Below are 25,016 nucleotides of genomic sequence, written 5' to 3' on the forward strand. Positions count from 1 at the left end.
GATCACCGTCGGTCCGTGCACTGTCAGGGCTATGACGGTCGGGTGTCCGCCGATGTGACCGTCAGCCGCCCTCCTTTGCCGCCCTGATCTCCGCGAGCCGTGCCGCCGCCGCGCTCAGCAGCAGGTCCAGGGCGGCCGGGTACGAGCTGCGCGGCATGTCGGCGACCAGGTGGCGGGCGGTGGCGGCGATGTGCGGGTGGGTCGCGGCGGGCAGTTCGGCGTACGTCGAACGCCATACGGCCACTTCCGCCGCGCGGGCCGCCTTCGGCATCGCGAGGCTCGCCGAGTCGAGGGCGCCGAAGGCGAGGCACTGGTCGACGAAGGCATGGTAGATCCGCACGGCCTCGGCATCGGGGAAACCGGCCCCGCGCACCACACCGAGGATCGCCTCCACGGCCTGGATCTCGTGCACCCGCCCGGTCACCCGGTACGAACTGAGCACCGCGGCCCTGGGCTGGGCGAGGGCGCCGGCATGCATCCGCAGGCCGAGGTCGCGCAGGTCGGCGCGCCAGTCGCCGGTGGGGCGCCAGGTGCGCAGGGTACGGCCGATGAGCTCGTCGGCGACGGCGAGCAGCAGGTCGTCGGTGTGCCGGAAGTAGCGGTACAGCGAGCTGGGGTCGGCGCCGAGGGCGCGGCCGAGGCGGCGCACCGACAGGGCGTCGGCGCCGTGCTCCTCGATCAGCCGCAGCGCCGTCTCGACGATCAGTTCCTCGGACAGGACGACACCCGCCTTGGTGGGACGCCTGCGCCGCCGGTCGGCGGCCGGGACGACGCGCTCGCTCATGGACTGCCTCCCTGGAGCCGGTGTCCGCACCTTATGACAACACCGTTGACCTGTTAAGTGCACGGGCAGTTTCATGTGCGGTCACCGGGGCCTGTCAGGCCCCCCAGGTGCGAGCGGAGACCCGGCCATGACCGAGAAACCCTACGGAGCGGACCCACCCGCGCGGCCGGACTCCGAGCTGCGCAGGTCCCTCGGCCTCCTGGACGGCATCGCCGTCGCCGCCTCCAGCACGGCCGCGACCACCACCATCGGGATCGGCCTGGGCGTCACGGCCGGCGTGGTCGGACTGCATCTGCCGGCGATCATGCTGCTCGCGTTCCTGCCGATCGTGGGCATCGCGGGCGCCTTCTCCCGGCTCAACCGGGTGGAGCCGAACGCGGGCAACGGCTATGTGTGGGTGGGCCGTTCACTCAGTCCATGGCTCGGCTTCATGGTCGGCTGGGTGAACATCGTGGCGACGGTGGCGTTCCTGGCCTACACCACCGCGGTCACCGGTTCGGCGCTGATCCAGCTGGCCGGGGACGCCGGCGTGCACAAGCTGGGTCCCCTCGCCCTGGACGCGGGCTCGACCGCGCAGACGACCGCGATCGGTGTCGTGGTCCTGCTCGCAGTCACGCTCACCGCGGTCACCGGCATCCGCACCGCCGCGCGCCTGCAGGGCGGGCTGCTGATCTTCGAGTACGTCGTCCTGCTGGGGTTCTGCGGATACGGCATCGTCACCGGCCCGCACTCCTTCAGTCTGAGCTGGTTCGATCCGTTCGCCGTCCCCTCGGCCGCCGCCCTCGCCCAGGGACTGCTGCTGTCGGTGTTCTGCTACTGGGGTTTCGAGGCCGCGTTCAGCGTCAACGAGGAGGTGCGCGACCCGCGGGACGCCTCGCGGGCCGGCTTCATCACCCTGTTCACCATGCTGGCGCTGTTCCTGATCGGCTCGGTCGCCTTCCAACGGGTGCTGTCCGAACCGGAGTTGGTCGGACACGGCGCCGAGGGCCTGGCGTTCTTCGGCGACCGGCTGGCCGACCAGCCGCTGGCCGCGCTGCCGCTGGTGGCGCTGATGTTCTCGGCCGTCGCCTCACTGCAGGCCGGGGTGATCCCGACGGCCCGGGCGATGTTCGCGATGAGCCGGGACCGTACGCTCGGGCCGGTGTGGTCCAAGGTCAGCCCGCGGTACGGGACTCCGGCCGCCGGCACGCTGCTGATCGGCGCGCTGGCGGCGGCTGTCGCGGCCCTCGCCCTGGTCATCCCCCGCCTCGCGGACCTGATCATGGCGACCGTGAGTGCCGTGGGAATCGTGGTCGCCCTGTCGTACGCGCTCACCGCGCTGGCGGCGGCCGTCCGCTTCCGCTCGCTGCTGCGCGAGGACCTGAAGGAAGGCGTACGAGCCGTGGTGCTGCCGGCGTTGAGCGCCGCCGCCCTCCTCGGTCTGGGCGGCTATCTCGGCTGGTCCTTCTACACCTCCGCCGACCATCTCGAACTCAGCGCGGACAACGGCTGGTTCCTGCTGCTCACCCCACTGGTGATGATCGCGTCGGGCTTCGTGGCCGCCGCATGGTCCAAGTGGGTGCGCAGATCCCCGTACTTCCGCACCGGCGAGGGCACCGACGCCGACGCCCCGCACCTGCTCCCGACACCCCGCTAGGAAACGCGAACCATGCACGCAGACCTTCTCTTCACCCGCGGCCCCGTCCTCACCCCCGAGGGCCGCACCGCGACCGCCGTGGCCGTCTGCGGCGAGCGCATCGTCGCCGTGGGGCGCGACGAGATTCTGGATCTCGCCGGACCGCGCACCGAAGTCGTCGACCTGGCCGGGCGGTTGCTGCTGCCCGGCTTCCAGGACGCGCACGTCCACCCGCTGCCGGCCGGCCTCGAACTCACCCGCTGCGACCTGACCGGGACGCGGACGGCCGCCGAGACCGTGGCCGCCGTGCGCGCGTACGCCGACGCCCACCCGGAGCAGGAGTGGATCACGGGCGGCGGCTGGTCGATGGAGGCCTTCGAGGGCGGTGTGCCGACGAAGGAGCTGCTGGACGCGGTGGTGCCGGACCGGCCGGTCTATCTGCCCAACCGCGACCATCACGGTGCCTGGGTCAACAGCCGCGCGCTCGAACTGACGGGCATCACCAAGGAGACCGCGGACCCAGCCGACGGACGCATCGAGCGGGACGGCTCGGGCGAGCCGGTCGGCACACTGCAGGAAGGCGCCATGCAGCTGGTGGGCCGGCTCACCCCGCCCGCCGACGCGGCCGACCGGCTGGCCGCCCTGCTGCACGCGCAGCGCCATCTGCACGCGCTCGGCATCACGGCCTGGCAGGACGCGCTCGTCGGGGAGTTCCTCGGCATGGACGACCCGTCGGACGCCTATCTGGCGGCGGCCCGCGACGGCTCGCTGACCGCCCGGGTCGTCGGGGCACTGTGGTGGGACCGGGAGCGCGGGGCCGAGCAGATCCCCGAACTCGTGGAAAAGCGGCGAGAGTTGAGCCACGGACGGTTCCGTGCATCCAGCGTCAAGCTGATGCTGGACGGGGTCGCCGAGACCGGCACCGCCGCGCTGCTGGATCCGTACCTGGACAAGTGCGGGTGCGTGACCGGCAACCGGGGAACCAGCTTCATCGACCCCGCCCAACTCCCCCAGTACGTCAGCACGTTGGACGCCCTTGGTTTCCAGTGCCACTTCCATGCGCTCGGCGACCGCGCCGTACGCGACGCGCTGGACGCGGTCGAGGCGGCGCGGGCCGCCAACGGACCGAGCGACACGCGACCCCACCTGGCGCATCTTCAGGTGGTCCACCCCGACGACGTACCGCGTTTCGCCCGGCTCGGCGCCGTCGCGAACATCCAGCCGCTCTGGGCGGCCCACGAACCACAGATGGACGAGCTGACCATCCCCTTCCTCGGCGCCCGACGGGCCACGTGGCAGTACCCGTTCGGGGCGCTGCTGCGCTCCGGCGCCCGGCTCGCGGCGGGCAGCGACTGGCCCGTGAGCAGCCCCGATCCGCTCCAGGGAATCCATGTGGCGGTCAACCGCGTGACACCCGACGGCGGCGACACGCCGGTGTTCCTGCCGGCCCAACGCATCGGACTCGCCGAGGCGTTGACGGCGTACACGGCGGGCTCGGCGTATGCGAACCACCTGGACGACACCGGTCAGGTGCGGGTGGGAGCCCTCGCGGATCTCGTGGTGCTCGACCGTGATCCGTTCGACGGGCCGACAACGGCGATCGCGCAGACGCGGGTCGCGGCGACATACGTGGGGGGCGCGCGAGTATACGCAGCTCAAGAGGTGTGAGCAGTAACCCAGATCACGGACAGGTCACGTGTTGATCGTTTAGGTTTTGGGCAGTCTCGTACCGCTTCTAGGTTCAACTTTCGGCCATGGAAGCTGAGTTCGAGTGTGCGGGTGGCCATTCCTGGCGTCCGCTCGCAGAGCGGGGGAGCTCTGTAGCGCCGTCTCCCAGAAGGAATCGCATGCCTCAGGAGTGCTTGGACAAGGACGAGCCGTTCACGGCAGGACGACGGCAAGCAGGGTGAATCCGCCATTCCCGCGGCCGTAGGCCGGAAGCCCCCCGAACACGACCGGCCGACCGCCACGGCCGATCGACTCCGTTGTCATGGCCACAACCTGATGGAGACCTGTGTGAAATTTCGCGTCGTAGGTGCTGGTCCGACGTCGTCCGCCGACAACTCGCTCCCGGCGCAGCCGAGCGCCCAACTCCAGCCCACGGAGGCGGGGAACGCCCTGGCCCGCCTCCTGGTGAACCGCATCAACGGGAGCACGGAGGAGTATCTGAGGTGCCAGAACGCCGCTCAGCAGCGGCTGGACGCACTCGGATCCCCCCGTGCCGGTACCACGCTCCATGTCGAGGGGGCCCTCCATCTGGCGCAGACCGCGTTCCTCCCGCCCGACGCGGAGGGCCGTGCCAGATTGAGGCACCTCGACACCAGCCTGGACCTGATCGAAGCGGCCTTCCCTCAGGTCGGCACCGATGTCGAGGTCTGCCGGCTGAGCTGCTCGATGCTGGAAGGGGCCTGGCGGAGCCGGGCGCTCACCCCGCCGCGCGAGGAGGAGCGGTCAACCGTCTGCGCCTGCGCCCTGTGCCGTCGGCTGCCCACGCCCCCCGCGCGCACCCTGGACGACTACCGTTGGCGGCAGAGCGCCGGTCGTCCCCTCACCGTCAAGACCTGGCCGCACCGCCGGGAACTCGACAGCGTCCTGACCGGTGGATGGTCGTGGACCCGGCAGATGAACGACCTCGAACGGGACCTGGGCCACCGCCACCGATTCGAGGACGACATCCTCGTCTTCCACGAATACAAACGCGTCATCGACACCATCGACACCACACGCCTCACCGAACACGTCGAAAGCCGCCTGGCCGAGAACTTCAGCACCAACAGCGCACGGGCCCTGGTCTCCGGACTCTTCGCCGCCCACAAGCGGTCCGTCGACGAGTACTGGCTCCGCCAGCACGAGGCGGGCAGCGTCACGCTCCCCCAGAGCAACCCGCTGGGCCAGAGCACCTACTCGATCCTGCAGATGTTGGACTGTCTGTTCTGGCACGTCGCCCCTGACACCGAACTCTGGCAGGAGGAGAACCTCGCCTCCCTGCTGCTGTGCCGGGTCATCGACGACATGGCCGACGTACGGGCCGACGCCCTCACCGGCGAGATAAGCAACTTCTGGCTCGCCGAGATGCCCACCCACACCAAGGCCCTCTACGCCGCCTGCGCCATAGCCATCGTCAAGTACGGCTGCATGCCCGAGGCGCACGACTCGATGTGGAACACCTGGCTGATGACCACCACCATCGTCTGGATGGGGCTCACGGGCCGCCACGCCCTGTGGTTCGACGGCATCACGGCGGGCCTCCCTCCGGCCGAGGAGTGCCCGCTCTGCGATCTGCAGCCCAACCCGTGCTCCGGCATCCTCACCCACGGCACCACCCTCACCATCGCCCCGCGGCGCACCGTACCGGCACTGAGCGCCGGGGCAGCGGAGCTGTCCGCACGCTGCCGAGCCCAACACCCCGGGACATGGGCCCTGTTCGACGCCGAGCTCCATGCCTTCGAGGCGCTGCACGGCCCCTGGCACGGTGACACCGACAACGCGTGGGAGATCCTGCGCCGTACCTACATCGCCGCCGTGGAGGCATCGGGCGCCGCACCCTCGACGGCCCGCGCCCGTGACATCCAACAGGACGCCGGCGTGATCGGAGCCGCGAGGTTCCACGCCCTGCACGACCCCCGGACGGGGCGGGAAGACACCGCTCTGCTGGCCTACATGTTCGGCGCCGCCCACCCGCATTTCCTCTGGAACGCCACGGGATACCGCCCCACGGACGTCGCCGGCGACTGGCTCGACGGCTGACGCCCGAGCCCTGTTCCGGGACCTGGCCCCACGGCATTCGTGTGCGGAGACGGCGCTGCCCGGCCGGAGTACGGCCGGGCAGCGGTGGTGTCAGACGGAGAACTCGACCGGCAGGCTGTCGAGCTTGGAGTCCCAGGTGGAGGCGGTCCAGGAGAGTTCCTCCGACGGCACGGCCAGGCGAAGGCCCGGCAGCCGGTGCAGCAGGACGTCCACGCCGATCTCGATGATGGACTGGCCGATGTTCTGCCCCGGGCACTCGTGCGGTCCCGAACTGAACGCCAGATGCGCCTGGTTGCCCTGCAGAGCGACGGCCGAGTCGGGCCGTACCTCCGGGTCGCGGTTGCCTGCGGCCAGACCCAGGACGAGCAGTTCACCCTCCTGGATGTGATGGCCTCCGAGCTCCAGGTCGGCGGCCGCGAACCGGCCCGGCAGCACCGACAGCGGCGGGGCGTCCCACATGACCTCCTCCACCACCGAGGAGATGTTCAGCTGTCCGCTGACCAGACCGGACAGCCGGGCGGAGTCGGTGAGGATCAGCTGCAGGACCCGGGCCAGCAGGTTGCTGGTGGTGGTGTGCGCGGCGATCAGCACCAGACGCAGATGGCTGACGACCTCGTCGTGGTCGAGCTCGGCCGGGTGCTGCAGCAGGGCCGTGGCGAAGTCGGAGCCCGGCTCGGCCCGCTTGCGGTCGGTGAGTTCCGAGAGGATCTGCATGATCCGGCCGTTGTGCTCGAGAGCGCCCTCGCCGCCCTTGAAGACCTCGGCGCACGACTCGACCAGGCGTAGCCCGTCCGCCGCGGGAAGGCCCAGGATCCGGGTGAGCACGAGCATCGCCAACTGCTCGGAGTACGCGGCCACCAGGTCGGCGCGCCCGGCGTCGGCGAACGCGTCGATCAGCTTGTTCGCGAAGTACGAGGTGTGCCGCCGTACGCCCCGGCTGGACGCCGCGAGCAGTCCGTCGGTGACCGCGCCGCGCAGCCGGCGGTGCGGTTCGCCGTCCTGGGAGACGCAGTCGGGCCGCCAGCCGACCATCGGGATCAACGGTGACGTCTCCGAGACACGCCCCTCCCGCCAGTCCCGCCAGATCCGCGCGTCCCGGCTGAACTGGCGCGGGTTGTCCAGCACCCGCCGGTTGTCCCGGTAGCCGAGCACCAGCCAGGCGGGGACGTCGCCCTCCAGGAGCACCGGCGCGACGGAGCCGTGCTCCTTGCGCAGCCGCTCGTAGATGCCGGACGGGTCGGTCGACGCCTCCGGCCCGAACAGCCGGGTGAGGTCGCCCGATCCGTGCGCGACGGGGCAGCCCCGCGGGACGTCGGGACCGTTTAAGGGCTGGTCGTTCATCGAGGCTCCAGGGCGGCGGCCGAGCGGTCCTTGATGTGCTGTATCAGGGCGACGAGCACATCGCGGCTGGAGGCGCGGTCCCGGGCGTCGCACTCCACGACCGGGATGTACGGGGAGATGTCGAGGGCGTCCCTGATCTCGTCGACCGGGTGGTTCTTGGAGTCGGGGAAGACGTTCAGGGCGATGACGAAGGGGACGTTCTGCCGCTCCATCTCCTCGATCGCCCGGAAGCTGGAGGCGAGCCTGCGGGTGTCCACCAGGACGACCGCACCGAGCGCGCCCTTGAACAGGCCGTTCCACAGGAACCAGAACCGTTCCTGCCCGGGGGTGCCGAACAGGTACAGCATCAGGCTCTCGTTGAGGCTGATCTTGCCGAAGTCCAGACTGACGGTGGTCTCCGTCTTGTCGGCGACGCCGATGAGGTGGTCGACGCCGGCGCTCGCCTGGGTGAGCGTCTCCTCGGTGGTCAGCGGCTTGATGTCGCTGACGGAGCGGACCATGGTGGTCTTTCCGGTGCCGAAGCCGCCGGCGATCATCACCTTCACCGAGCGGGTGCCTCCGGCAGCCGGCCGGCCGGGATGGTCAAAGCCTTTGAAGTCCACTGAGTACCTCCTCAAGGAGCGCGAGGTCGGGCCCGCGACCGGCGTCGTGCGCCGGGATCGGATCACGGGCGTCGACGCGGCCTGCCTCGAGCAGATCGGCCAGCAGCACCGCGAGAATGTTGAAGGGCAGTCCGAGGTGGGCGCCTAGTTCGGCCACCGACAACGGATCGCGGCAACGCCGGACGATCTCCTCGTGCTCGTGCTGCATGCCCGGTACGGGGGCGGTCAGGGAGACGATGAGGGTCGCCACGTCGAGACTCGACGCCGAACCGCCCGGTCCGCTACGTCCTCCGGTGAGGACGTAGTAGCGCTCGAGACCGGACGGGTCCGTGGGCGGTCGGGGAGCACTCATCCAGAGTGCTCCTCCAGGCGCGGAGTGGTGCCGAGGAGCTCACCCATCCTGCGGGCCAGATCCCTCATCTGATGACCGAGCAGACCCTGGTCGAGGCCCTCCCGTGCCAGCACGCCGAGATACGTCTCCACACCGGCGCGGACGACGAAGAGGTGACCGCCGTCGACCTCGATCATCGCCAGCCGCAGCTGCCCCGCGTACTTGGGGAACTGCTCGGCGACCGGCTGGGCGAGGGCCTGAAGTCCGGCCACCACGGCCGCGAACCGGTCGACGTCGTCGGGGTCCTCGGCACCGAAGCTGGTGATGGCCTTGCCGTCACTGGAGGCCACGAGGGCGAAACGGATCTCCGGGATGGACTCCACCAGATCGCGGAGCGCCCAGCTCACGTCGGTTCCCTGTTGCGTCATGTGGACTAGTCGCTCTCTTCAGTGCGGTGCTCGGTGGACTCACGGCCGGCCGGAGCCGCGTCCTCCTCGGTGGTCTCCCGGCCGGCGGTCGCGAACGCGGCCAGGCCGGCGAAGGACTCGTCCGGCGGGACGGCGAAGGCCGCCGACTCCTCGGTCCGCTCCACGGTCCTCGGCTTGGGCTCCTCGTTCCGCTTGCTGCGGCGCCGGGGCAGTCCTCCGGGTGTGGTGTCCGTGGCCTCGCCGAACTCGGCCTCCGCATCGGGTACTTCGTCGACCGCCGTCGCGCCGCGGCCCGGGACGGCCGTCGCGGTCTGCGCGGCCTGGACCGGCTGGGCCGGGGTGGCCGCGGGAAGCGGGCTGAAGTACTTGTGCGGGACCACGAGCACCACCGAGGTGCCGAGCCACGGCGAGTCCGCGAAGGTGACGCGGATGCCGTAGCGACGGGAGAGAGCGCCGACGACGCGCAGACCGATGTTGGCGTCCTCCGAGATGCCGCCGAGACCCGCGCCCACCCCGGTGCCCGCGAGGGCGTCCTCGGCCTCGCGCTTCTTCTCCTCGCTCAGGCCCTTGCCTGAGTCCTGGATCTCGATGCCGACGCCGTTGGGGACCTCCTTGCCGGAGACGACCACCGGTTCGGTGGGCGGCGAGTAGCGGGCCGCGTTGTCCAGCAGGTGGGCGAAGATCAGCGTGAGGTGGTCCACCAGGCCGCCGTCCACGCCGAGTTCGGGCAGATGGCGCACCTCGACGCGGTGGAAGTCCTTGATCCGGCCGATGCCGCCGCGCATCACGCTGAGCAGGCGCTGCGGCTCCTGCCACTGGCGTCCGGGCCGGTCCGAGCCGCCGAGCACGCCGATGCTGGCGGCGAGCGAGTCGGCGGGGCCGAGCTCCTGGTCGAGCTCCATCAGACCGCGGGCGACGGCCGGCAGCCGGCCGTGCTCGCCCTGCATCTCGTGCAGCCGGCCACGCAGCTTGCTGGTCAGGACGTGGATGCGGTTGCCGATGCTGATGACGGCCTGCTCGGCGGAGGTGGAGCGGTTGAACTCCTCCTCCACGCCGATGAGGGCGGTCCTGAGCACCTTGCGCAGGTCGGCCTGGAAGTCGGCGCCGACCTTGGCGTAGTACCCGGGCTCGGGCAGCAGGTCGTCGATGGCGTCGCCGGAGCGCAGCCGTTCCAGCGCGTCGGGCAGCTGCTCGTCGCCGAGCTGGGCGAGCGCGGCCTGCTGTGCGGCGACCTGCTCCTGCCAGACCTCGGCCTGGTCGACGAGCTGAGCCTCGTAGGACTTGGCCTGCTCGGTCAGCCGGAGCTCGAACGCGGCGGACTGCTCGGCGAGTTGGCTCGCCAACGCGGCGGTGCGCTCGGTGAGTTGTGCCTCGTAGGCACCTGACTGGTCGGCGAGCTGGGACTCCAGGGAGCCGCGCTCGGCGGCGAACTTCCGCTCCAGGCCCGCGACATGCTGCTGCCACTGCTGGGACTGCTCGGCCTGCGAGCTGCGGAAGGAGCCCTCGACCCGGCGCAGTTGCGTCCGGGTGCGAATCAACAGCCGTACGCAGACGGCGCTCGCGGCCGTCGCCGCGGCACCGGCGACGGCGGCCGTTATTCGCTCGGAGCTCATGAACGTAGCGGCTACCGTTCCGCCTCCTAAGGCCAGCGGCATCAACCACCAGCTGTACCAGGCGACAGGGGCCCGCGCCGCCGGCGGCGGAGTGGCGAGTTCCATCTGCATCCTTCGAAGCAACCCGATCGAAAAGGGGAGTGTGCTGGGGGACCTCACTGATGAATACGCAGCGCGAGATGACCGAACGCGATCGGGTCAACTCGCAGCGTCCGGAGGGAGCTTATCGGGTTCTGACACCAAAAGATCAACCTAGATCGTTTGACGGAAGTGAGGATTCCGTCACTCTCAGCCAGCGATCCATTCATCGACAAATCACTTACGCGACCCGTCAGTTGACGCCGCACAGCGGCTTCCGAGGTCAGAGGGACTGGCGCAATGTGATCGTCATGGCACCGAAGCCGTTGCGCTCGTAGAACCGGATCGCGTCGGCGTTCGCCGCGTACGCGGTCACCTCGACGAACTCGGCCCCCTCCCGCCCGGCCCACTCCAGGAACTCCCCCACCAGCCGGGCCCCGGCCCGCGCACGCCGGTACTCGGAGCGGACATACAGGCTGATCAAGGTCGCGGACGTGACGAGCCGCTTGTCCGAAGGCCCGGTGACAGACCCCATGAGATGGCCGACGACCTCTCCGTCGCACTCCGCCGCGAGGACGAGCCGCGCCGGGTCCGCCAGGGCCGCATCGAAGGACGCGGCGCCGTGCTCGAGCGGCCAGTCGACGTTCATGCTCGGGTCGCGGGTTCCCCCGTCCTCGGCGAACAGGCGCGCACTGGAAGCGACAAGCCCCGGAATGTCCTCGACCCGGGCCCTTCGAACGATCAGCTCTCCACCAGTCATGGGCCGAGGCTAGCGACCGGCACCGACAGGGCAATTTCCTGGACAGCTGTCCAGCTAAGATGGACACCTGTCCAGGAACTTGTCCATGGACCCTTCCACGAATTGGAGTTCCGCATGGAGACGCTCGCGAACGTGCTGGTCGGCCTGGTGGCCGCGCTGCACGCCTACATCCTGGTGCTGGAGATGTTCCTGTGGGAGAAGAAGCCCGGCCGGGGGTTGCACGGATTCGACCCGCAGATGGCGAAGGCGACCGCGCCGCTGGCCGCCAACCAAGGGCTCTACAACGGCTTTCTCGCCGCCGGGCTGGTGTGGGGGCTCATCGCGGCGGACCCGACCGGGTTCCGCGCCCAGGTCTTCTTCCTGTCGTGTGTCGTGATCGCGGGCGTGTACGGCACGGTCACCGCCAACCGCCGCATCCTGTTCGCCCAGGCCCTGCCCGGCGCGATCGCCCTGGCCGCCGTCCTGATCGCGCAGTGACACGCCCCGCGCCCGAGGACCCGCGGGCCGCGCGCACCAAGGAGCGGCTGCGTGAGGCCCTGCTCGCCGAGTGCGCCGAGCGGCCTCTGGCGGAGGTCGGCGTGGCCGCCCTGGTGCGTCGGGCCGGGGTCGGCCGGGCCACCTTCTACGTCCACTACGCCGACCTGGAGGCCCTGGCCGTCGACGCGTGCGCCGACGTCGTACGGGAGGCGGTCGAGGCGCTGCACTCCTGGCAGGGGCGGCCCGACCCGGTGCACGCGCCGCCCGCGCTGGCCGAGTTCTTCGGTTCGCTCACCCCGCACGCCGAGCTCTACCGCGCGCTGCTCGCTCCAGGTGGCGGCGGCCCACTCGGCCTCGTGCTGCACCGGGATCTGCGGGCCTACAGCCTGCGCGAGCGGGAACGCGCGGGTGCGGCGGACGCCCCGCTGGTCGCCTCCGCGGTCGCAGCGACCTTCGCCGGCGTACTGGCCGACTGGCTGCACGGGCTCCTGGACGCCGACGCACCCCACGTCGCCGACCAGGTATGGCAGTTGCTCGTCGCACTGCACGCGAGCAGATGACGGTGACTCACTTGCAGCCCTGGTCAGGCCGCACCTGCGGCCAGGCCTCCACGCCGTGGGCGGTGCGGACGTAGGCCCTGGACGGATCGTCGTCCGACAGCCACAAGTGCCGGTCGCCGCGCCGGTATCCGGTGTCGTGGGCGTCGGCGGGCATCCGGACGTCCCCGTCGTACGCCGAGGTCAGCATGGACGCGGGGAGCACGCCGTCGGGATCGCGGGCGTAGAGCCTGCCGTCCTCGTCCTCCTTGTCCCGCTCCCCCACCGACAGGAAGTGCGCCTTCTCCCAGCCGCAGTGTTCGTCGCCGACGGAGCTGTGCACCTTGGTGATCGGCACCCGCCTGCCCCGCGCGTCGGTCCAGATCTCGTACCACTGACCGTCGGTGTAGTCGGCCGGGAGTTCGGTGGGATCGCAGGAGGCGCTGGTGTCCGGGCCCCAACCGGGTCTGTTCTTCTGGTCCTTGGCGACGACGACGGCGACCTTGGTCCGCCCGGCGACGTCGAAGGAGTACAGGACGCGGTCGGCCTCCCGGCGCTCGACGCGATAGCCGTGGTCGGGGTAGTCGGACTGCTCCATGTCGAAGAAGGCCCGCAGCCCCTCCTCCGGTGTCGACCCGCCGTCGCGCTCGCTCCACGCGCCGCCGCCCCCGCCGGAGTAGATCTCCCCGTCGCACTCCAGGGCCCGGCCCGCCGCGCCCGACTCGATGCGTGTGGCGCGGGCGCTGTCCTCGTCGAGGTTCTTCGTGGGCACGTACAGCGGTCCGCTGTACGGCACGGCCGGAGCGGTCCCGGCGATGACCAGGTCCTGGTCCTTCTCGCCGCCGCAGGCCACGGCCGCCGACGCGACCAGCACCGTCGTCACCACAAGTCGTCCGCGCATCAACTTCCCCCGTTCCGCCCGCTGTTTCCGGTCCTCAGACGTGACGGCCCTCCGGAACGTTCACGGTCAGCGCACGGCGGCCTTGAAGGTACGCCGGTACGCCTGCGGTGAGACCCCGATCGCGGCGTGCAGGTGCTGCCGTAGCGAGGCGCCGGTGGCGAAGCCGACCTGGCCGGCGATCTGGTCCACGGACAGGTCGCTGGACTCCAGCAGGTGCCGGGCGTGGGCGACCCGCTGCTGGATGAGCCAGCGGCCGGGGCTGACGCCGACCTCGTCGTTGAAGCGACGGGCGAAGGTGCGCATGCTCATGCCGGCGTGCCGGGCGAGGTCGCCGAGGGTGAGTGGTTCGTCGAGGCGGACCAGCGCCCACGCGCGCGTGGCGGCCGTGCTCGCCGCGCCCGGCTCGGGCATGGGCTGTTCGATGTACTGCGCCTGGCCGCCGTCCCGGTACGGCGGGACCACCAGGCTGCGGGCGACGGCGTTGGCGAGTTCGCTGCCGTGGTCCTCGCGCACGATGTGCAGGCAGATGTCGACGCCGGAGGCGGCACCGGCCGAGGTCAGGATCCGTCCGTCGGCGACGAAGAGGACGTCCGGGTCGAGGTCGATGTGCGGGTACATCCGCCGGAACGGCTCGACGAGCTGCCAGTGCGTGGTGGCCTTGCGCCCGTCGAGCAGGCCGGCTGCGGCGAGCACGAAGGCGCCGGTGCAGATGGAGACGATGCGCGCGTCAGGCCGGATGAGCGCGAGCGCGGTACGCAGTTCCTCCGGCAGGTCGGCGGTCACGCGGGACGAGGCGACAGCCGCGACCACGACGGTGTCGGCGGTGGCCAGGGCCTCGGGACCGTGCTCGACGCCGACCGTGAAGTCGGCGTTGGTGCGCACGGGACGGCCGTCGACGGAGCAGGTCAGCACCTCGTACCGGCCGCCCGCCGCGTCGAAGATCCGGTTGGGGATGCCCAGCTCGAAGGGGTGCACGCCGTCCAGCGCCAGCACGACGACCCGTTCCACCCGATTGTTCTCACGCATGGCACGATCCTATCGAAGGTTGACCATCGTGCCATTTCCCTGTCGGGCGGCCCGGGGCAGGCTGGTTCACCATGAGCACTGTGAACACGATGCGAGCCATCAGCCAGGACACCCTCGGCGGACCCGAGGTCCTCAAGCTCGTCGAGCTGGAACGCCCTCAGCCGCGCACCAACGAGGTGCTGGTCCGCGTCCACGCCGCCGGCCTCAACCCCACCGACTGGAAGCACCGCAAGACCGGCGGTTTCCTGGGCGAACCCCCCTTCGTGCTGGGCTGGGACGTCTCCGGCACGGTCGAGGCGGTCGGCGTCGGCGTCGCCCGCTTCCAGCCCGGCGACGAGGTCTTCGGCATGCTGTCCTACCCCTACGGGCACGGCTCGCACGCCGAGTACGTCACCGCCCCGGCGCGCACCTTCGCGCACAAGCCGGCCTCGATCGACCACACCCAGGCGGGCGCACTCCCGCTGGTCTCGCTGACCGCGTGGCAGGGCCTGGTCGAGTACGCGGACGTCCAGCCGGGGCAGCGGGTGCTGATCCACGCGGCGGCCGGCGGGGTCGGGCACGTGGCCGTGCAGATCGCCAAGGCGCGCGGCGCCTACGTGATCGGCACCGCGAGCGCGGCCAAGCACGACTTCCTGCGCTCCATCGGCGTCGACGAGCCGATCGACTACCGGGAGACGGACTTCACCGAGGTGGTGAAGGACGTCGACGTCGTCCTGGACACCCTCGGCGGCGACACCGCCCTGCGCTCCATGCGCGTCCTGCGCCCGGGTGGCCAACTGGTCTCGATCGTCCCGATCGGTTCGAACGAGTTCTACGAGGAGGCCGAGCGGCTCGGTGTGCGGGCGCTGCGCATGCTGGTCGACGCCTCCCACAGCGGCATGGCGGCGATCGCCGACCTGGTGGAGGCGGGCAAGCTGCGCGCCACGATCGCCGCGACCTTCCCGCTGGCCGAGGCCGCGGAGGCACACACGCTCGGCGGCACCGGCCGCACCGCGGGAAAGATCGTCCTGCTGACGGACTGACGCGGCCGGCTCCGAGGCCGGGCCGGCCCCGGCAGGTCCGTCTCGAAGGCCGCCACGGGTCAGAACGTGAGCACCGGCTTGATCGTCTTGCCCGCCCTCATGTCCCGCACCGCCTGGTCGATGTCCGCGAACGGATAGGTCGTGATCAGGCGGTGCAGCGGGAGCCGTCCCTCCTGGACCAGCCGGACCAGGGCCGGGATGAAGGACTGTGTCTCGGCGTCGCCGAGGGTGAGTCCGACGACCCGCTTCCCGCCGAGCAACCCGTTGACGTCCAGGGCGACTTCGGTGCCGAACGGCGGAGCTCCCACGACGACCAGGGTGCCGCGAGCGGCGAGCGCGTCGACGCCCTGGCGCAGCACGGCGACGTTGCCGGTGGTCTCGACGATGCCGTCGACGCCCCGGGCGCCGGTGATCTCCGCCAGCGCCCCGACGACGTCGGCCGCGCCGGCGTCCACGGTATGGGTGGCGCCCAACTCCCGCGCCAGTGCGAGCCGTTCGGCAACCCGGTCGACGGCGATGATCCCGGTGGCCGGGGTAAGGGCGGCCGCCATCACCGCCGACAGGCCAACCGCCCCGGCGCCTAGCACCACGACCGTGTCGCCGAGCCGGGGCTTCAGCACGTTCCAGACGGCACCGACCCCCGTCTGTACTCCGCACCCCAGCGGGGCGATCGACTCCAGCGGCACATCCGGGTCGACCCTGACGAGGCTGCGCTCGTCGGCCAACGCCCGTTGCGCGAACGCGGACTGGCCGAAGAAGTGTCCGCCGAGGGGCTGCCCGTCCCGACTGATGGTGCTGCTGCCGTCGGCGCGGCGACCGCCGATGAGGTTCAGCGGCAGCCAGGTCGCGCAGTAGGCGGGGTGACCGCCCTGGCAGTTGCGGCAGTCACCGCATGAGGTGAAGGACAGCACCACATGGTCGCCGGGTGCGACAGCGGTGACGGCGGAGCCGACCTCCTCGACCACGCCGGCGCCCTCGTGCCCGAGAACTCCCGGGAGCGGAAAGGGCAGTCCGCCGCTCGCCGCGCCAAGGTCGGTGTGGCACACGCCTGTTGCGACGACACGGACGAGTGCCTCGTGCGGGCCGGGCTCGGCCAGTTCGACGTCGGTGAGCGTGAAGGGTGCGCCGCCCGACTCGACGACGGCCGCGCGCGTGGTGGTGGACATCGCAGAGACTCCTTGGTGGGCGTGGTCAGTCGAGCGAGACGACGACGGACTTGGTCCGGGTGTACGCGGCCAGCGCCTCGGGGCCGTACTCGCGGCCGAAGCCGGAGTCCTTGACGCCGCCGAAGGGGACCGCTGGGTCGAGCATGGCCCAGTCGTTGATCCAGACGATGCCGGCCTGGAGCCGGTCGGCGATGCGGTGGGCGCGGGCGAGGCTGCCGGTCTGGATGCCCGAAGCCAGGCCGTAGGGCGTGGAGTTGGCGAGCGCGACGGCCTCGTCCTCGGTGTCGAAGGGCTGCACGGTCAGGACGGGGCCGAAGATCTCCTCCTGGACGACCCGGGAGTCGTTCGACAGGTCGGCGATCACGGTCGGTTTGTAGTAGTAGCCGCCGTCGAGGTCGAGCCGTTCGCCGCCGCAGACGATGCGGGCGCCCTCCTTGCGGGCCAGATCGACGTACTCCTCGACCTTCTTGAGGTGCCGCTCCCCCGCCATCGGTCCGACGACGGTCTCGGGCAGCCGCGGGTCGCCGACCGGGACGCCCGGGACGGCCTCGGCGAGGATGCCGAGCAGGGTGCTGTACACCGAGCGGGCCACCAGGAGCCGGGGGCCGCCCATGCAGAACTGCCCGGTGTTGAAGACGAAGGCCTTGATGACCGCGCCGACCGCCTTCTCCAGGTCGGCGTCCTCGAAGACGAGGTGGGCCGCATTGCCGCCGAGTTCCATCGTGACCGGCTTGAGTGCCTCACCGGCGGTGCGCGCCACATGGCGGCCGACGGCGGTGGAGCCGGTGAAGGCGACCTTGTCGACCCCGCGGTGGCGCAGCAGTGCCTCGCCGGCCACCAGGCCGGTCCCGGTGACCACGTTGACCACGCCGTCCGGGACGCCGGCCTCCTGGAACAGCCGGGCCATGCAGAGCGCGCTGAGCGGGGTCTCGTCGGCCGGCTTGTGCACCACCGTGTTGCCGGCCGCGAGCGCCGGGCCGATCTTCGAACCGGCAAGGATCAGCGGGAAGTTGAAGGGGGTGATCGCGGCGACGACCCCGAGCGGCTCGCGCTTGGTGTACGCGAGCGCGTTCATGGGTGTGTCGCGGACGGCGCCGTCCAGGGAGTGGGCGAGGGCGGCGAAGTACTCGTAGTCGTTGGCCGTGTTGGTCACGTCCACGGCATGGCACAGCGTGATGGGCTTGCCCACGTCCAGGCTCTCCAACTCGGCGATCTCGTCGGCCCGTTCGCGGATCAGCTCGGCGACCCGGTGCAGCACCCGGCCCCGCTCACGGCCGCTCAGCCCGGACCACGCGCCCCCGTCGAAGGCCTCGCGCGCCGCCCGCACCGCCGCGTCCACATCGGCGGCGCCCGCCGCCGCGACGGTGGTGACGACCGCGCCCCGGGACGGGTCGACCACCTCGATGCGGGCTCCGTCCGCGGCCTCGCGCCACTGTCCTCCGACGAGCAGCCGTCCGGGTTCGATCTCGAAGGCGGTCATCACCACTCCTCAGCCTCATCGCCAGGATTGCCAGGACTACCAAGATTGCTAAGCATTCAACCAACAGGATTCCTGTTGGTTCATCGTCTGGTCCGCAGTCTGATTACAGACAGGATTCCTGTCAATGCTCTAGGCTCGGGACATGGCCGTCCCCCAGGAAACGAAGGCACCCCCGTCCCTGCTCTACATGGTCAAGCAGGTGGAACTGGCCGCGCGCTCCCGCCTGGACGAGCTGGTCAGGCCGTCGGGGATCACCGCGCTGCAGTACACGGCGCTGACCGTCCTGGAGCGGCACGACGGGCTGTCGGCGGCCCAGCTGGCCCGCGACTCCTTCGTCACGGCCCAGTCCATCGCCGATCTCGTACGGTCCCTGGAGAGCCGCGGACTGATCCGCCGCGAGCGCAATCCGCGCAACCGGCGCGAGTTGCTGATCCTGCTGACCGAGGAGGGGCGCGAGCTGCTCGGGCGGTGCGCCGGGCCGGTGCGGGAGCTGGAGGAGCGGATGGTGAGCGACCTCACCACGCACCAGACGGAGCAGCTCCGCCAGGCGCTCTCCAAGGCCTGGCGCGCACTCTCGTAGACTCGTCCTCCCAATTCGAAGACATATGTCAATCGAACATGCTCAAATTCACTCGATCGAGGGTAACTTGCAGAGCGGGGAACGGATTTGCGCTGGCTCAGGAGCCCGGGGCGCGGCTGCACTCGTACGCTCGCTGCACGATGTCACCCCAGACCCCGGTGGCCTGCGGTCCCCGCCGTAGTCGGAGCAGGTTGGAGGCGATGTCGTCGTGCAGCAGGAACCTGCGCCGCTCACCCACCATCTGCGCGTGCACGAGGACCGCGGGCACACCGTGGTGGAGTTCCACGGTGAGATCGACATCGCCGCCGCCGTGGAGATCGGTCCGCATCTGGACCGGGTGACCGCGCGCCCCGAGGTCCGGCTGGTGATCGACCTCAGGGACGTCGAGTTCTTCGACTGCTCGGGACTGCGGCTGCTGTACCGGGCCCGGGCCCGGACCCTGGATCAGGACGGCGAGCTGCGCCTGGTCTGCACGCACGCCCTCACTCTGCGCGTCATGCGGGTCACCGGGCTGACCCGGCTGCTGCCGCCGCACGCCACGCTGGACGCGGCCCTGGGCCAGCCCGAGGCCACGTCCGGTTCCGTGTGAACGGCTGCTTCCGGGCGGACGGCTGTTCTCTGGGCGAGCGGCTGTCTCCGGGCGAACGCCGCTACTCGAGGATCCTGGTGACCTGACCGGCGCCGACCGTCCGGCCGCCCTCGCGGATGGCGAACTTCAGCCCCTCTTCCATGGCGACGGCTGGATCAGCTGTACGTTCATGGTCGTTTTGTCGCCCGGCATAACCATCTCGGTGCCCTTGGGCAACGTCACCACGCCCGTCGCGTCGGTCGTGACGGTGGTCCGCGTCCTGGTCTCGTGGATGCCGACGATCTCGACCTCGACGGGCATCAGGAACGGCTGGTCCACGTCCCGTACCGACTCGGGCACGAACTCGTCGACGGCGCCCAGAAGTTCGAGCACCGAGGCGCTCCATTCCGGGTCCCCTTCCAGCGCCTTGAGCGCGGAGACCCGCACCACCGGCAGGTCGTCGCCGGGGAACTCGTACCTCATGTCTATTCGCTCGGCGGCGCGTCGAACAGGGCGCTGACCGACTCACCGTTGTGAATGCGCCGCACGGCCTCGGCGAGGGCCGGGGCGATGGACAGGATCCGCAGCTTCTCCGTGCGCTCCTCCTCGGGCACTGGCACGGTGTTGGTGCAGACGATCTCCAGTACGTCCGGCTGCTCACCGATCCGCTTGAGCGCCCCGTCCGCGAACAGGCCGTGCGTGCACGCCACTCGGATCGAGCGCGGCCCCAACTCCCGCAGTCGCTGCAGGAGTTCCAGCACCGTGCTGCCCTTGGCGATCTCGTCGTCCAGCACGATGACGTCCCGGCCCGCGACATCGCCGATGACGGAGCTGATCTCCACCCGGTCGTCCGCGAACCGCTGTTTGGCGCCGGCCGCCACCTGGGCGCCGATCAACCGCGCGAACGCGGCGGCCTCCTTGGCGTTTCCGAGGTCCGGGGAGACCACGGTGGTGCGGGACAGGTCGTACTGCCGGAAGTGCGCGGCCAGTTCGCGCAGGGCGTGCAGATGGTCGACCGGGACCGAGAAGAAGCCGTGCACCTGCGGCGCGTGCAGGGTCATGGCGAGCACCCGGCTGGCGCCCGCCGCCACCAGCAGATCGGCGACCAGGCGCCCGCCGAGCGAGATCCGGGGCGCGTCCTTCTTGTCGGAGCGCGCGTAGGAGTAGTGCGGCATGACCACGCTGATCCGCCCCGCCGACGCCCCGCGCGCCGCGTCGCACATCAACAGCAGCTCGACCAGGTGCTCCTGGACCGGCTTGACCAGCGGCTGGATCAGAAAGACGTCCCGTTCCCGGCAGTTGGCCTGGAGCTGCACCTCCAGGCAGTCATTGGCGAACCGGCTGACCCGGGTCGGGCTGAGCGGCACCCCGAGATGCGCGCAGACCTCCGCCGCCAGGTCGGGGTGGGCACTGCCGCTGAACACGGAGATGTCTCGCACGGTCCGCTCCTCGCATGATCGATCCGGGGGTCGGCCTCATGCTACTGACCACGCGGAACCGGCCGCCGCGCGCCGCCGACGCGCAGGTGGGGCGGGGTGCACCCGCGGGTGCGCCCCCCGTGCCCCAGGCATGTGTCCCGAAACGGCAACAGGGCGGTCTGACAAGGCTTTTGGGGGGCATCCGGTGACTAGGAAGGAGGGCCGTCACCATGACGACTCCCATCAGGCGCGTGTCCCGGCGGATGCCGGGCTGGGTAAAAGCGGTGTGCGCCGTAGTGCTGGTGATCGCGGTGTTCTTCATCGGGGTCACGCTGAGTGTGATCCCCGGTCTCAAGGACCTGTTCGGCACGGAGACGCACGACCGCACGGGGCCCACCCTGCTGCAGTCCATCCAGGACATGAGCCGCTACGACGCCGCGTCCGGCAACTTCCAGGTCGTCGTGGACCTGGAGAAGGACACCAAGTACCTGCCCGACGCGATCCGCGGCTCCCGTGTCCTCTACGTGGGCGCGGGCACCGTCGACGCCTATGTCGACCTCGGGAAGGTCGGCAAGGACGACGTGACGGTCAACGAGGACCGCACGTCCGCCACGCTCAGGCTGCCGCACGCGGCCCTGGGCAAGCCCGCCCTGAACCCGGACCGCTCCTACGCCGTGTCCAAGCAGCGCGGACTCCTGGACCGGCTCGGCGATTTCTTCTCGGACAACCCCAACAGCGAACAGGCCGTGCAGAAACTCGCGGTCAAGCACATCGGCGACGCGGCCAAGGACAGCGGTCTGACCAAGCGCGCCGAGACCAACACCACCGACATGCTGGAGGGTCTGCTGCACTCCCTCGGCTTCAAGGTCGTGCACGTCACCTTCGCCTCCTGATCCGCACCGGATCAGGTTCGGCGCACAGCATCCTCGGAAGATTCGCGGGTATCCGCCCTTCCACATCGGCACGTTCAAGACCGGAGGACTGAATGGCCCGGACAGTCGTACGACCGCGCGCCGGCTGGCGTCTGCGTTCCGCCAAGACAGAGGGCGAGGAGCAGCCGGCCACCGTCGAACGGCATGTCGTACCCTTCCCGATCCGCTTCCTGGCGATGCTGTGCGCCTTCGCGTTCATGGTGGCGTTCGCCGTCGTGCTGGCCCGGCTGACACTGGAGCCGTCGCCCGCGTCGACGGCTCTCGTGCACACCAATCTCCACCCGGGCCGCTCGCTCAAGGCCTATCTCGACCAACCCGCCCTGCGTGACGCCGTCAAGCAGATCGGCGGCAACATCGTCCTCGGCATCCCGTTCGGCATCCTCATCCCGGTCCTGGCCCCGAAGGCCCGCGGGCTGCTGCGGGTGCTCCTGCTGACGGCCGTCGTGATGCTCCTGGTGGAGTTCGCCCAGGGCGCGCTGATCACCGGCCGGGCCTTCGACATCGACGACGTCATCCTCAACACCAGTGGCGCGCTGATCGGTTACCTCCTCCTGGGCCGCCGGATGGGCCGCGTCGTGCACGCCCGCAAGCGCCGGCCGCGCAAGGTCAGGTCCGCCGAGCGGAAGGCCGCGAAGGAGAAGTCGGCGAAGGCGTCCAAGGACCTCTAGCCCTCCGACGTGCGGGGGAACGGAATCCAGCCGTCCGGGGTTCCTGATTGTCGATAGTTGGTCCGTACCTAGCTATTGACTCACCCTTTTCTCACTCCTTAAATCAACAGGCGACGCCTTCACCCCCCACCCCGGTCGGCCCACCTGTGTGCTCGACCGCCGTACGGAAGGACAGAGACGTGGCCTCCCCACGCCTGCTCCGCAGATGCCTGTTCGCCGCCTTGTCCGCCGTGCTGGTCGCGTCCGCCGCGACCGGCGCGGCGCACGCGGATCCATCCGATGTCTCCGCCTCTGACGTCTCCGCGGCCGCCGTGGTCTTCAACGAGACCTTCGACGGTGCCGCCGGCAGTGCCGTCAACTCCTCCAGGTGGTCCCTGGAGACCGGCGACAACGTCAACAACCACGAGCGCCAGTACTACACGTCCGGCACCAACAACGCGGCCCTGGACGGCCAGGGTCACCTGGTGATCACGGCCAAGAAGGAGAACCCGGCCAACTACCAGTGTTGGTACGGCACTTGTCAGTACACCTCGGCCCGGATGAACACCTCCGGGAAGTTCAGCGCGCAGTACGGCCATGTCGAGTCCCGGATGAAGATCCCGCGCGGACAGGGCATGTGGCCCGCGTTCTGGATGCTCGGCACCGACATCGGCTCGGTCGGCTGGCCCAACTCGGGTGAGATCGACGTCATGGAGAACGTCGGCTTCGAGCCCTCCACGATCCACGGCACCATCCACGGCCCCGGCTACTCCGGTTCGGCCGGCATAGGCGCCGGCTACACCCTGTCGAACGGCCAGGCCTTCGCGGACGCCTTCCACACTTTCGCGGTCGACTGGGCGCCCAACTCGATCAAGTGGTCGGTCGACGGTGTCGTCTACCAGACCCGCACCCCTGCCGACGTGGGCGGGAACACCTGGGCGTTCAACAAGCCGTTCTTCCTGATCCTCAACCTCGCGGTCGGCGGCTACTGGCCCGGTGACCCCAACAGCTCCACGGCCTTCCCGGCCCAGCTGGTGGTGGACTCGGTGTCGGTGACCACGAGCGACACGCCCACCGGCGGCGCTGCGATCAGGGGCCTGGCCGGCAAGTGCGTGGACGTCGCCGGCGGGAACTCCGCCAACGGCACCGCCGTACAGCTCTACGACTGCAACGGCTCGGCCGCCCAGCAGTGGACCGTGGGCTCCGACGGCACGATCCGCGCCCTCGGCAAGTGCCTGGACGTGAACGCCGGCGGCACCGCGGACGGCACCAAGGTCCAGCTCTACGACTGCAACGGCTCCAACGCCCAGAAGTGGGCCGTCAGTTCGGCGAACGACATCGTCAATCCACAGGCCAACAAGTGCCTGGACGTCACCGGCAACAACTCGGCCAACGGCACCCCGCTGCAGATCTGGACCTGCGGGGGCGGCGCCAACCAGAAGTGGACGATCGGCTGAGCCGTGGCCGACCGCTCGTAGTGCCTGTTCCGCTCCTGGGACCTGATCCGCCGGTCAGGTCCTAGTGCAGGCGCCAGGTGAACTTGTCGCCGCCGACCCACCGCACCACGTCCGGATCGTCCATGTCATGGACCGTGATGCCGAAGACGGCGGCGACCTCCAGTACATCGGTCACCTCTTTCGCCTCGGCGACCACCAGACCGTCGATCTCCACGATCCGGAACGGCGGTGTGCCCGGCTGCACGCCGAGAACCAGGATTCTCGGCCGGGAGATGTGCGGGCTCGCGATTTCGGTCATGCAATAGAGCGTAGAGCTCATTCCGGAGTCGCGAATCTGCTGATTCGTCCCCCAAGGAGGCCGCCGTGGATCCCCTGGACGCACTGGACCGGATCTCCTTCCTGCTGGAGCGGTCCCTGGCGCCGACCTACCGCGTCCGGGCCTTCCGCGGTGCCGCCCGGGTACTGGCGGAACTGCCCGCGGACGAGGTCCGCGAGCGGGCGGCCGCCGGGACGCTGGAGTCCCTGAAGGGCGTCGGCCCCAAGACGGCCCAGGTGGTGCGCGAGGCGCTCGCCGGACAGGTGCCGCAGTATCTGACGAAGCTGGAGCGGGCCGAGCCCGAACCGCGTCCCCCGGGCGGTGAACGGCTGCGGGCGCTGCTGCGCGGGGACTGTCATCTGCACTCCGACTGGTCGGACGGGGGCAGCCCGATCGAGGAGATGGGCCGGACGGCGGCCCGCCTGGGGCACGACTGGGCGGTGCTCACCGACCACTCCCCCCGGCTGACCGTGGCCCGCGGCCTGTCCCCCGAGCGGCTGCGCGAGCAGCTGGACGTGGTGGCGGCGCTGAACGAGACCTGGGCGCCGTTCCGGCTGCTCACCGGGATCGAGTGCGACATCCTCGACGACGGCTCCCTGGACCAGGAACCGGAACTGCTGGAGCGCCTCGACGTCGTCGTGGTCTCGGTGCACTCGAAGCTGCGCATGAACGCCCGCGCCATGACCCGCCGCATGGTGGCCGCCGTACGGAATCCGCACGCGGACATCCTCGGGCACTGCACAGGACGGTTGGTCATCGGGCGGGACGGGGGTTCCGCGCGGCCGGAGTCGGAGTTCGACGCGGACGAGGTGTTCGCCGCGTGCGCCGAGTCGGGTACGGCCGTGGAGATCAACAGCCGGCCGGAGCGGCTGGACCCGCCGAGGCGGCTGCTGCGGCGGGCCGTCGACGCCGGGGTGCTGTTCTCGATCGACACCGACGCGCACGCGCCCGGGCAGCTGGACTGGCAGATCCTCGGCTGCGCGCGGGCGGAGGAGTGCGCGGTGCCCGCCGAACGGGTGGTGAACACCTGGTCCGCCGACGCGCTGCTGGCCTGGACCCGGGGGCGGTGACGCAGGTCACCCCGAATCCGGGCACGGGCAGGAACACCACGGGGAGGTTGCCCGTTGAACAACACGTGGGTGCGGATGGGACAGTGTCCCCGGGCCTCACCTTTTGCCCACAGGGAAGATC

At 70.3% G+C, this 25,016-nt stretch carries 25 protein-coding genes and 1 pseudogene; 12 read left to right on the forward strand and 14 right to left on the reverse strand.

Annotation, left to right across the window (positions count from 1 at the left end; all coding sequences use genetic code 11):
• Positions 1-61: 61 nt before the first annotated feature.
• A complete protein-coding gene (locus ACIQI8_RS02590) occupies positions 62-784 on the reverse strand; it encodes a helix-turn-helix domain-containing protein (protein ID WP_402343900.1) in 723 nt (240 codons plus the stop codon).
• Positions 785-911: 127 nt separating this feature from the next.
• Between ACIQI8_RS02590 and ACIQI8_RS02595 the strand changes: the two genes are divergently transcribed.
• The 3 genes from ACIQI8_RS02595 to ACIQI8_RS02605 all read left to right on the forward strand — a co-directional run bounded on the left by ACIQI8_RS02595 (position 912) and on the right by ACIQI8_RS02605 (position 6,146).
• Positions 912-2,420 carry an APC family permease gene (locus ACIQI8_RS02595; RefSeq protein ID WP_402343903.1) on the forward strand — a complete coding sequence of 503 codons (1,509 nt, stop codon included), beginning with the start codon at positions 912-914 and terminating at the stop codon, positions 2,418-2,420.
• A gap of 12 nt (positions 2,421-2,432) precedes the next feature.
• Positions 2,433-4,067, forward strand: a complete 1,635-nt coding sequence (locus tag ACIQI8_RS02600) for an amidohydrolase (protein ID WP_402343906.1) — start codon at positions 2,433-2,435, stop codon at positions 4,065-4,067.
• Between the two features lie 348 nt (positions 4,068-4,415).
• Positions 4,416-6,146, forward strand: coding sequence for a hypothetical protein (locus ACIQI8_RS02605; RefSeq protein WP_402343909.1), 1,731 nt, complete (start codon positions 4,416-4,418; stop codon positions 6,144-6,146).
• A 90-nt stretch (positions 6,147-6,236) separates the two neighbouring features.
• On the opposite strand, the gene ACIQI8_RS02610 is transcribed toward ACIQI8_RS02605, so the two are convergent.
• From ACIQI8_RS02610 to ACIQI8_RS02635, 6 genes are all read right to left on the reverse strand, one after another.
• Positions 6,237-7,487 (reverse strand): cytochrome P450, encoded by a 1,251-nt coding sequence (locus ACIQI8_RS02610; protein WP_402343912.1) that lies wholly within the window; start codon positions 7,485-7,487, stop codon positions 6,237-6,239.
• Positions 7,484-8,089, reverse strand: coding sequence for a GTP-binding protein (locus ACIQI8_RS02615; protein ID WP_402343915.1), 606 nt, complete (start codon positions 8,087-8,089; stop codon positions 7,484-7,486). Before ACIQI8_RS02615 ends, ACIQI8_RS02610 begins: the two co-directional genes overlap by 4 nt.
• Positions 8,070-8,441, reverse strand: coding sequence for a DUF742 domain-containing protein (locus ACIQI8_RS02620; protein WP_123996251.1), 372 nt, complete (start codon positions 8,439-8,441; stop codon positions 8,070-8,072). The genes ACIQI8_RS02615 and ACIQI8_RS02620 overlap by 20 nt, the downstream gene beginning before the upstream one ends.
• Positions 8,438-8,848, reverse strand: coding sequence for a roadblock/LC7 domain-containing protein (locus tag ACIQI8_RS02625; protein ID WP_030043913.1), 411 nt, complete (start codon positions 8,846-8,848; stop codon positions 8,438-8,440). Before ACIQI8_RS02625 ends, ACIQI8_RS02620 begins: the two co-directional genes overlap by 4 nt.
• Positions 8,849-8,853: 5 nt before the next feature.
• Entirely contained in the window at positions 8,854-10,566 is a 1,713-nt protein-coding gene (locus ACIQI8_RS02630; RefSeq protein ID WP_402343920.1) for an ATP-binding protein, read from the reverse strand.
• A gap of 256 nt (positions 10,567-10,822) precedes the next feature.
• On the reverse strand, positions 10,823-11,299 hold the full coding sequence (locus ACIQI8_RS02635) for a GNAT family N-acetyltransferase (protein ID WP_402343923.1): 477 nt from the start codon (positions 11,297-11,299) through the stop codon (positions 10,823-10,825).
• 114 nt (positions 11,300-11,413) lie between these two features.
• Between ACIQI8_RS02635 and ACIQI8_RS02640 the strand changes: the two genes are divergently transcribed.
• Together ACIQI8_RS02640 and ACIQI8_RS02645 are read left to right on the forward strand one after the other, a co-directional pair.
• Positions 11,414-11,776, forward strand: a complete 363-nt coding sequence (locus ACIQI8_RS02640) for a DUF1304 domain-containing protein (protein ID WP_402343926.1) — start codon at positions 11,414-11,416, stop codon at positions 11,774-11,776.
• Complete coding sequence (locus ACIQI8_RS02645; RefSeq protein ID WP_402343929.1) at positions 11,773-12,336, forward strand: TetR/AcrR family transcriptional regulator; 564 nt, start codon at positions 11,773-11,775, stop codon at positions 12,334-12,336. Before ACIQI8_RS02640 ends, ACIQI8_RS02645 begins: the two co-directional genes overlap by 4 nt.
• Positions 12,337-12,343: 7 nt before the next feature.
• Here the strand turns inward: ACIQI8_RS02645 and ACIQI8_RS02650 are convergent, their stop codons facing one another.
• Complete coding sequence (locus ACIQI8_RS02650) at positions 12,344-13,213, reverse strand: hypothetical protein (RefSeq protein WP_402343932.1); 870 nt, start codon at positions 13,211-13,213, stop codon at positions 12,344-12,346.
• Positions 13,214-13,279: 66 nt separating this feature from the next.
• A complete protein-coding gene (locus ACIQI8_RS02655; RefSeq protein WP_402343935.1) occupies positions 13,280-14,239 on the reverse strand; it encodes a GlxA family transcriptional regulator in 960 nt (319 codons plus the stop codon).
• A 71-nt stretch (positions 14,240-14,310) separates the two neighbouring features.
• Here ACIQI8_RS02655 and ACIQI8_RS02660 point away from each other — a divergent pair, with 71 nt between their 5' ends.
• Positions 14,311-15,261 carry an NADP-dependent oxidoreductase gene (locus ACIQI8_RS02660; RefSeq protein ID WP_402343938.1) on the forward strand — a complete coding sequence of 317 codons (951 nt, stop codon included), beginning with the start codon at positions 14,311-14,313 and terminating at the stop codon, positions 15,259-15,261.
• 59 nt (positions 15,262-15,320) lie between these two features.
• Here ACIQI8_RS02660 and ACIQI8_RS02665 read toward each other — a convergent pair whose 3' ends face one another.
• Positions 15,321-16,427, reverse strand: coding sequence for an NAD(P)-dependent alcohol dehydrogenase (locus ACIQI8_RS02665; protein ID WP_402343941.1), 1,107 nt, complete (start codon positions 16,425-16,427; stop codon positions 15,321-15,323).
• Between the two features lie 25 nt (positions 16,428-16,452).
• Positions 16,453-17,907, reverse strand: coding sequence for an aldehyde dehydrogenase family protein (locus ACIQI8_RS02670; protein ID WP_402343944.1), 1,455 nt, complete (start codon positions 17,905-17,907; stop codon positions 16,453-16,455).
• Between the two features lie 142 nt (positions 17,908-18,049).
• Here ACIQI8_RS02670 and ACIQI8_RS02675 point away from each other — a divergent pair, with 142 nt between their 5' ends.
• Positions 18,050-18,487 carry a MarR family winged helix-turn-helix transcriptional regulator gene (locus ACIQI8_RS02675; RefSeq protein ID WP_402343947.1) on the forward strand — a complete coding sequence of 146 codons (438 nt, stop codon included), beginning with the start codon at positions 18,050-18,052 and terminating at the stop codon, positions 18,485-18,487.
• 208 nt (positions 18,488-18,695) lie between these two features.
• Positions 18,696-19,076, forward strand: a complete 381-nt coding sequence (locus ACIQI8_RS02680) for an anti-sigma factor antagonist (RefSeq protein ID WP_402343950.1) — start codon at positions 18,696-18,698, stop codon at positions 19,074-19,076.
• A gap of 61 nt (positions 19,077-19,137) precedes the next feature.
• On the opposite strand, the pseudogene ACIQI8_RS02685 reads toward ACIQI8_RS02680, so the two are convergent.
• Positions 19,138-19,532: pseudogene (locus ACIQI8_RS02685) on the reverse strand (elongation factor Tu); the annotation flags it as partial.
• A gap of 8 nt (positions 19,533-19,540) precedes the next feature.
• Positions 19,541-20,494, reverse strand: a complete 954-nt coding sequence (locus ACIQI8_RS02690; protein ID WP_402343953.1) for a ribose-phosphate diphosphokinase — start codon at positions 20,492-20,494, stop codon at positions 19,541-19,543.
• A 209-nt stretch (positions 20,495-20,703) separates the two neighbouring features.
• On the opposite strand from ACIQI8_RS02690, the gene ACIQI8_RS02695 reads away from it, so the two are divergent.
• The 3 genes from ACIQI8_RS02695 (at position 20,704) to ACIQI8_RS02705 (ending at position 23,509) form a co-directional block, all read left to right on the forward strand.
• Positions 20,704-21,366, forward strand: coding sequence for a DUF4230 domain-containing protein (locus ACIQI8_RS02695; RefSeq protein WP_402343956.1), 663 nt, complete (start codon positions 20,704-20,706; stop codon positions 21,364-21,366).
• A 92-nt stretch (positions 21,367-21,458) separates the two neighbouring features.
• Entirely contained in the window at positions 21,459-22,073 is a 615-nt protein-coding gene (locus ACIQI8_RS02700; RefSeq protein ID WP_402343959.1) for a VanZ family protein, read from the forward strand.
• 179 nt (positions 22,074-22,252) lie between these two features.
• On the forward strand, positions 22,253-23,509 hold the full coding sequence (locus ACIQI8_RS02705; protein WP_402343962.1) for a lectin: 1,257 nt from the start codon (positions 22,253-22,255) through the stop codon (positions 23,507-23,509).
• A 61-nt stretch (positions 23,510-23,570) separates the two neighbouring features.
• On the opposite strand, the gene ACIQI8_RS02710 is transcribed toward ACIQI8_RS02705, so the two are convergent.
• On the reverse strand, positions 23,571-23,807 hold the full coding sequence (locus ACIQI8_RS02710; protein WP_402343965.1) for a hypothetical protein: 237 nt from the start codon (positions 23,805-23,807) through the stop codon (positions 23,571-23,573).
• Between the two features lie 65 nt (positions 23,808-23,872).
• On the opposite strand from ACIQI8_RS02710, the gene ACIQI8_RS02715 reads away from it, so the two are divergent.
• Complete coding sequence (locus ACIQI8_RS02715; RefSeq protein WP_402343968.1) at positions 23,873-24,895, forward strand: PHP domain-containing protein; 1,023 nt, start codon at positions 23,873-23,875, stop codon at positions 24,893-24,895.
• Positions 24,896-25,016: the final 121 nt, after the last annotated feature.

The organism is Streptomyces sp. NPDC092369 (assembly GCF_044755245.1).
Classification (GTDB): domain Bacteria; phylum Actinomycetota; class Actinomycetes; order Streptomycetales; family Streptomycetaceae; genus Streptomyces.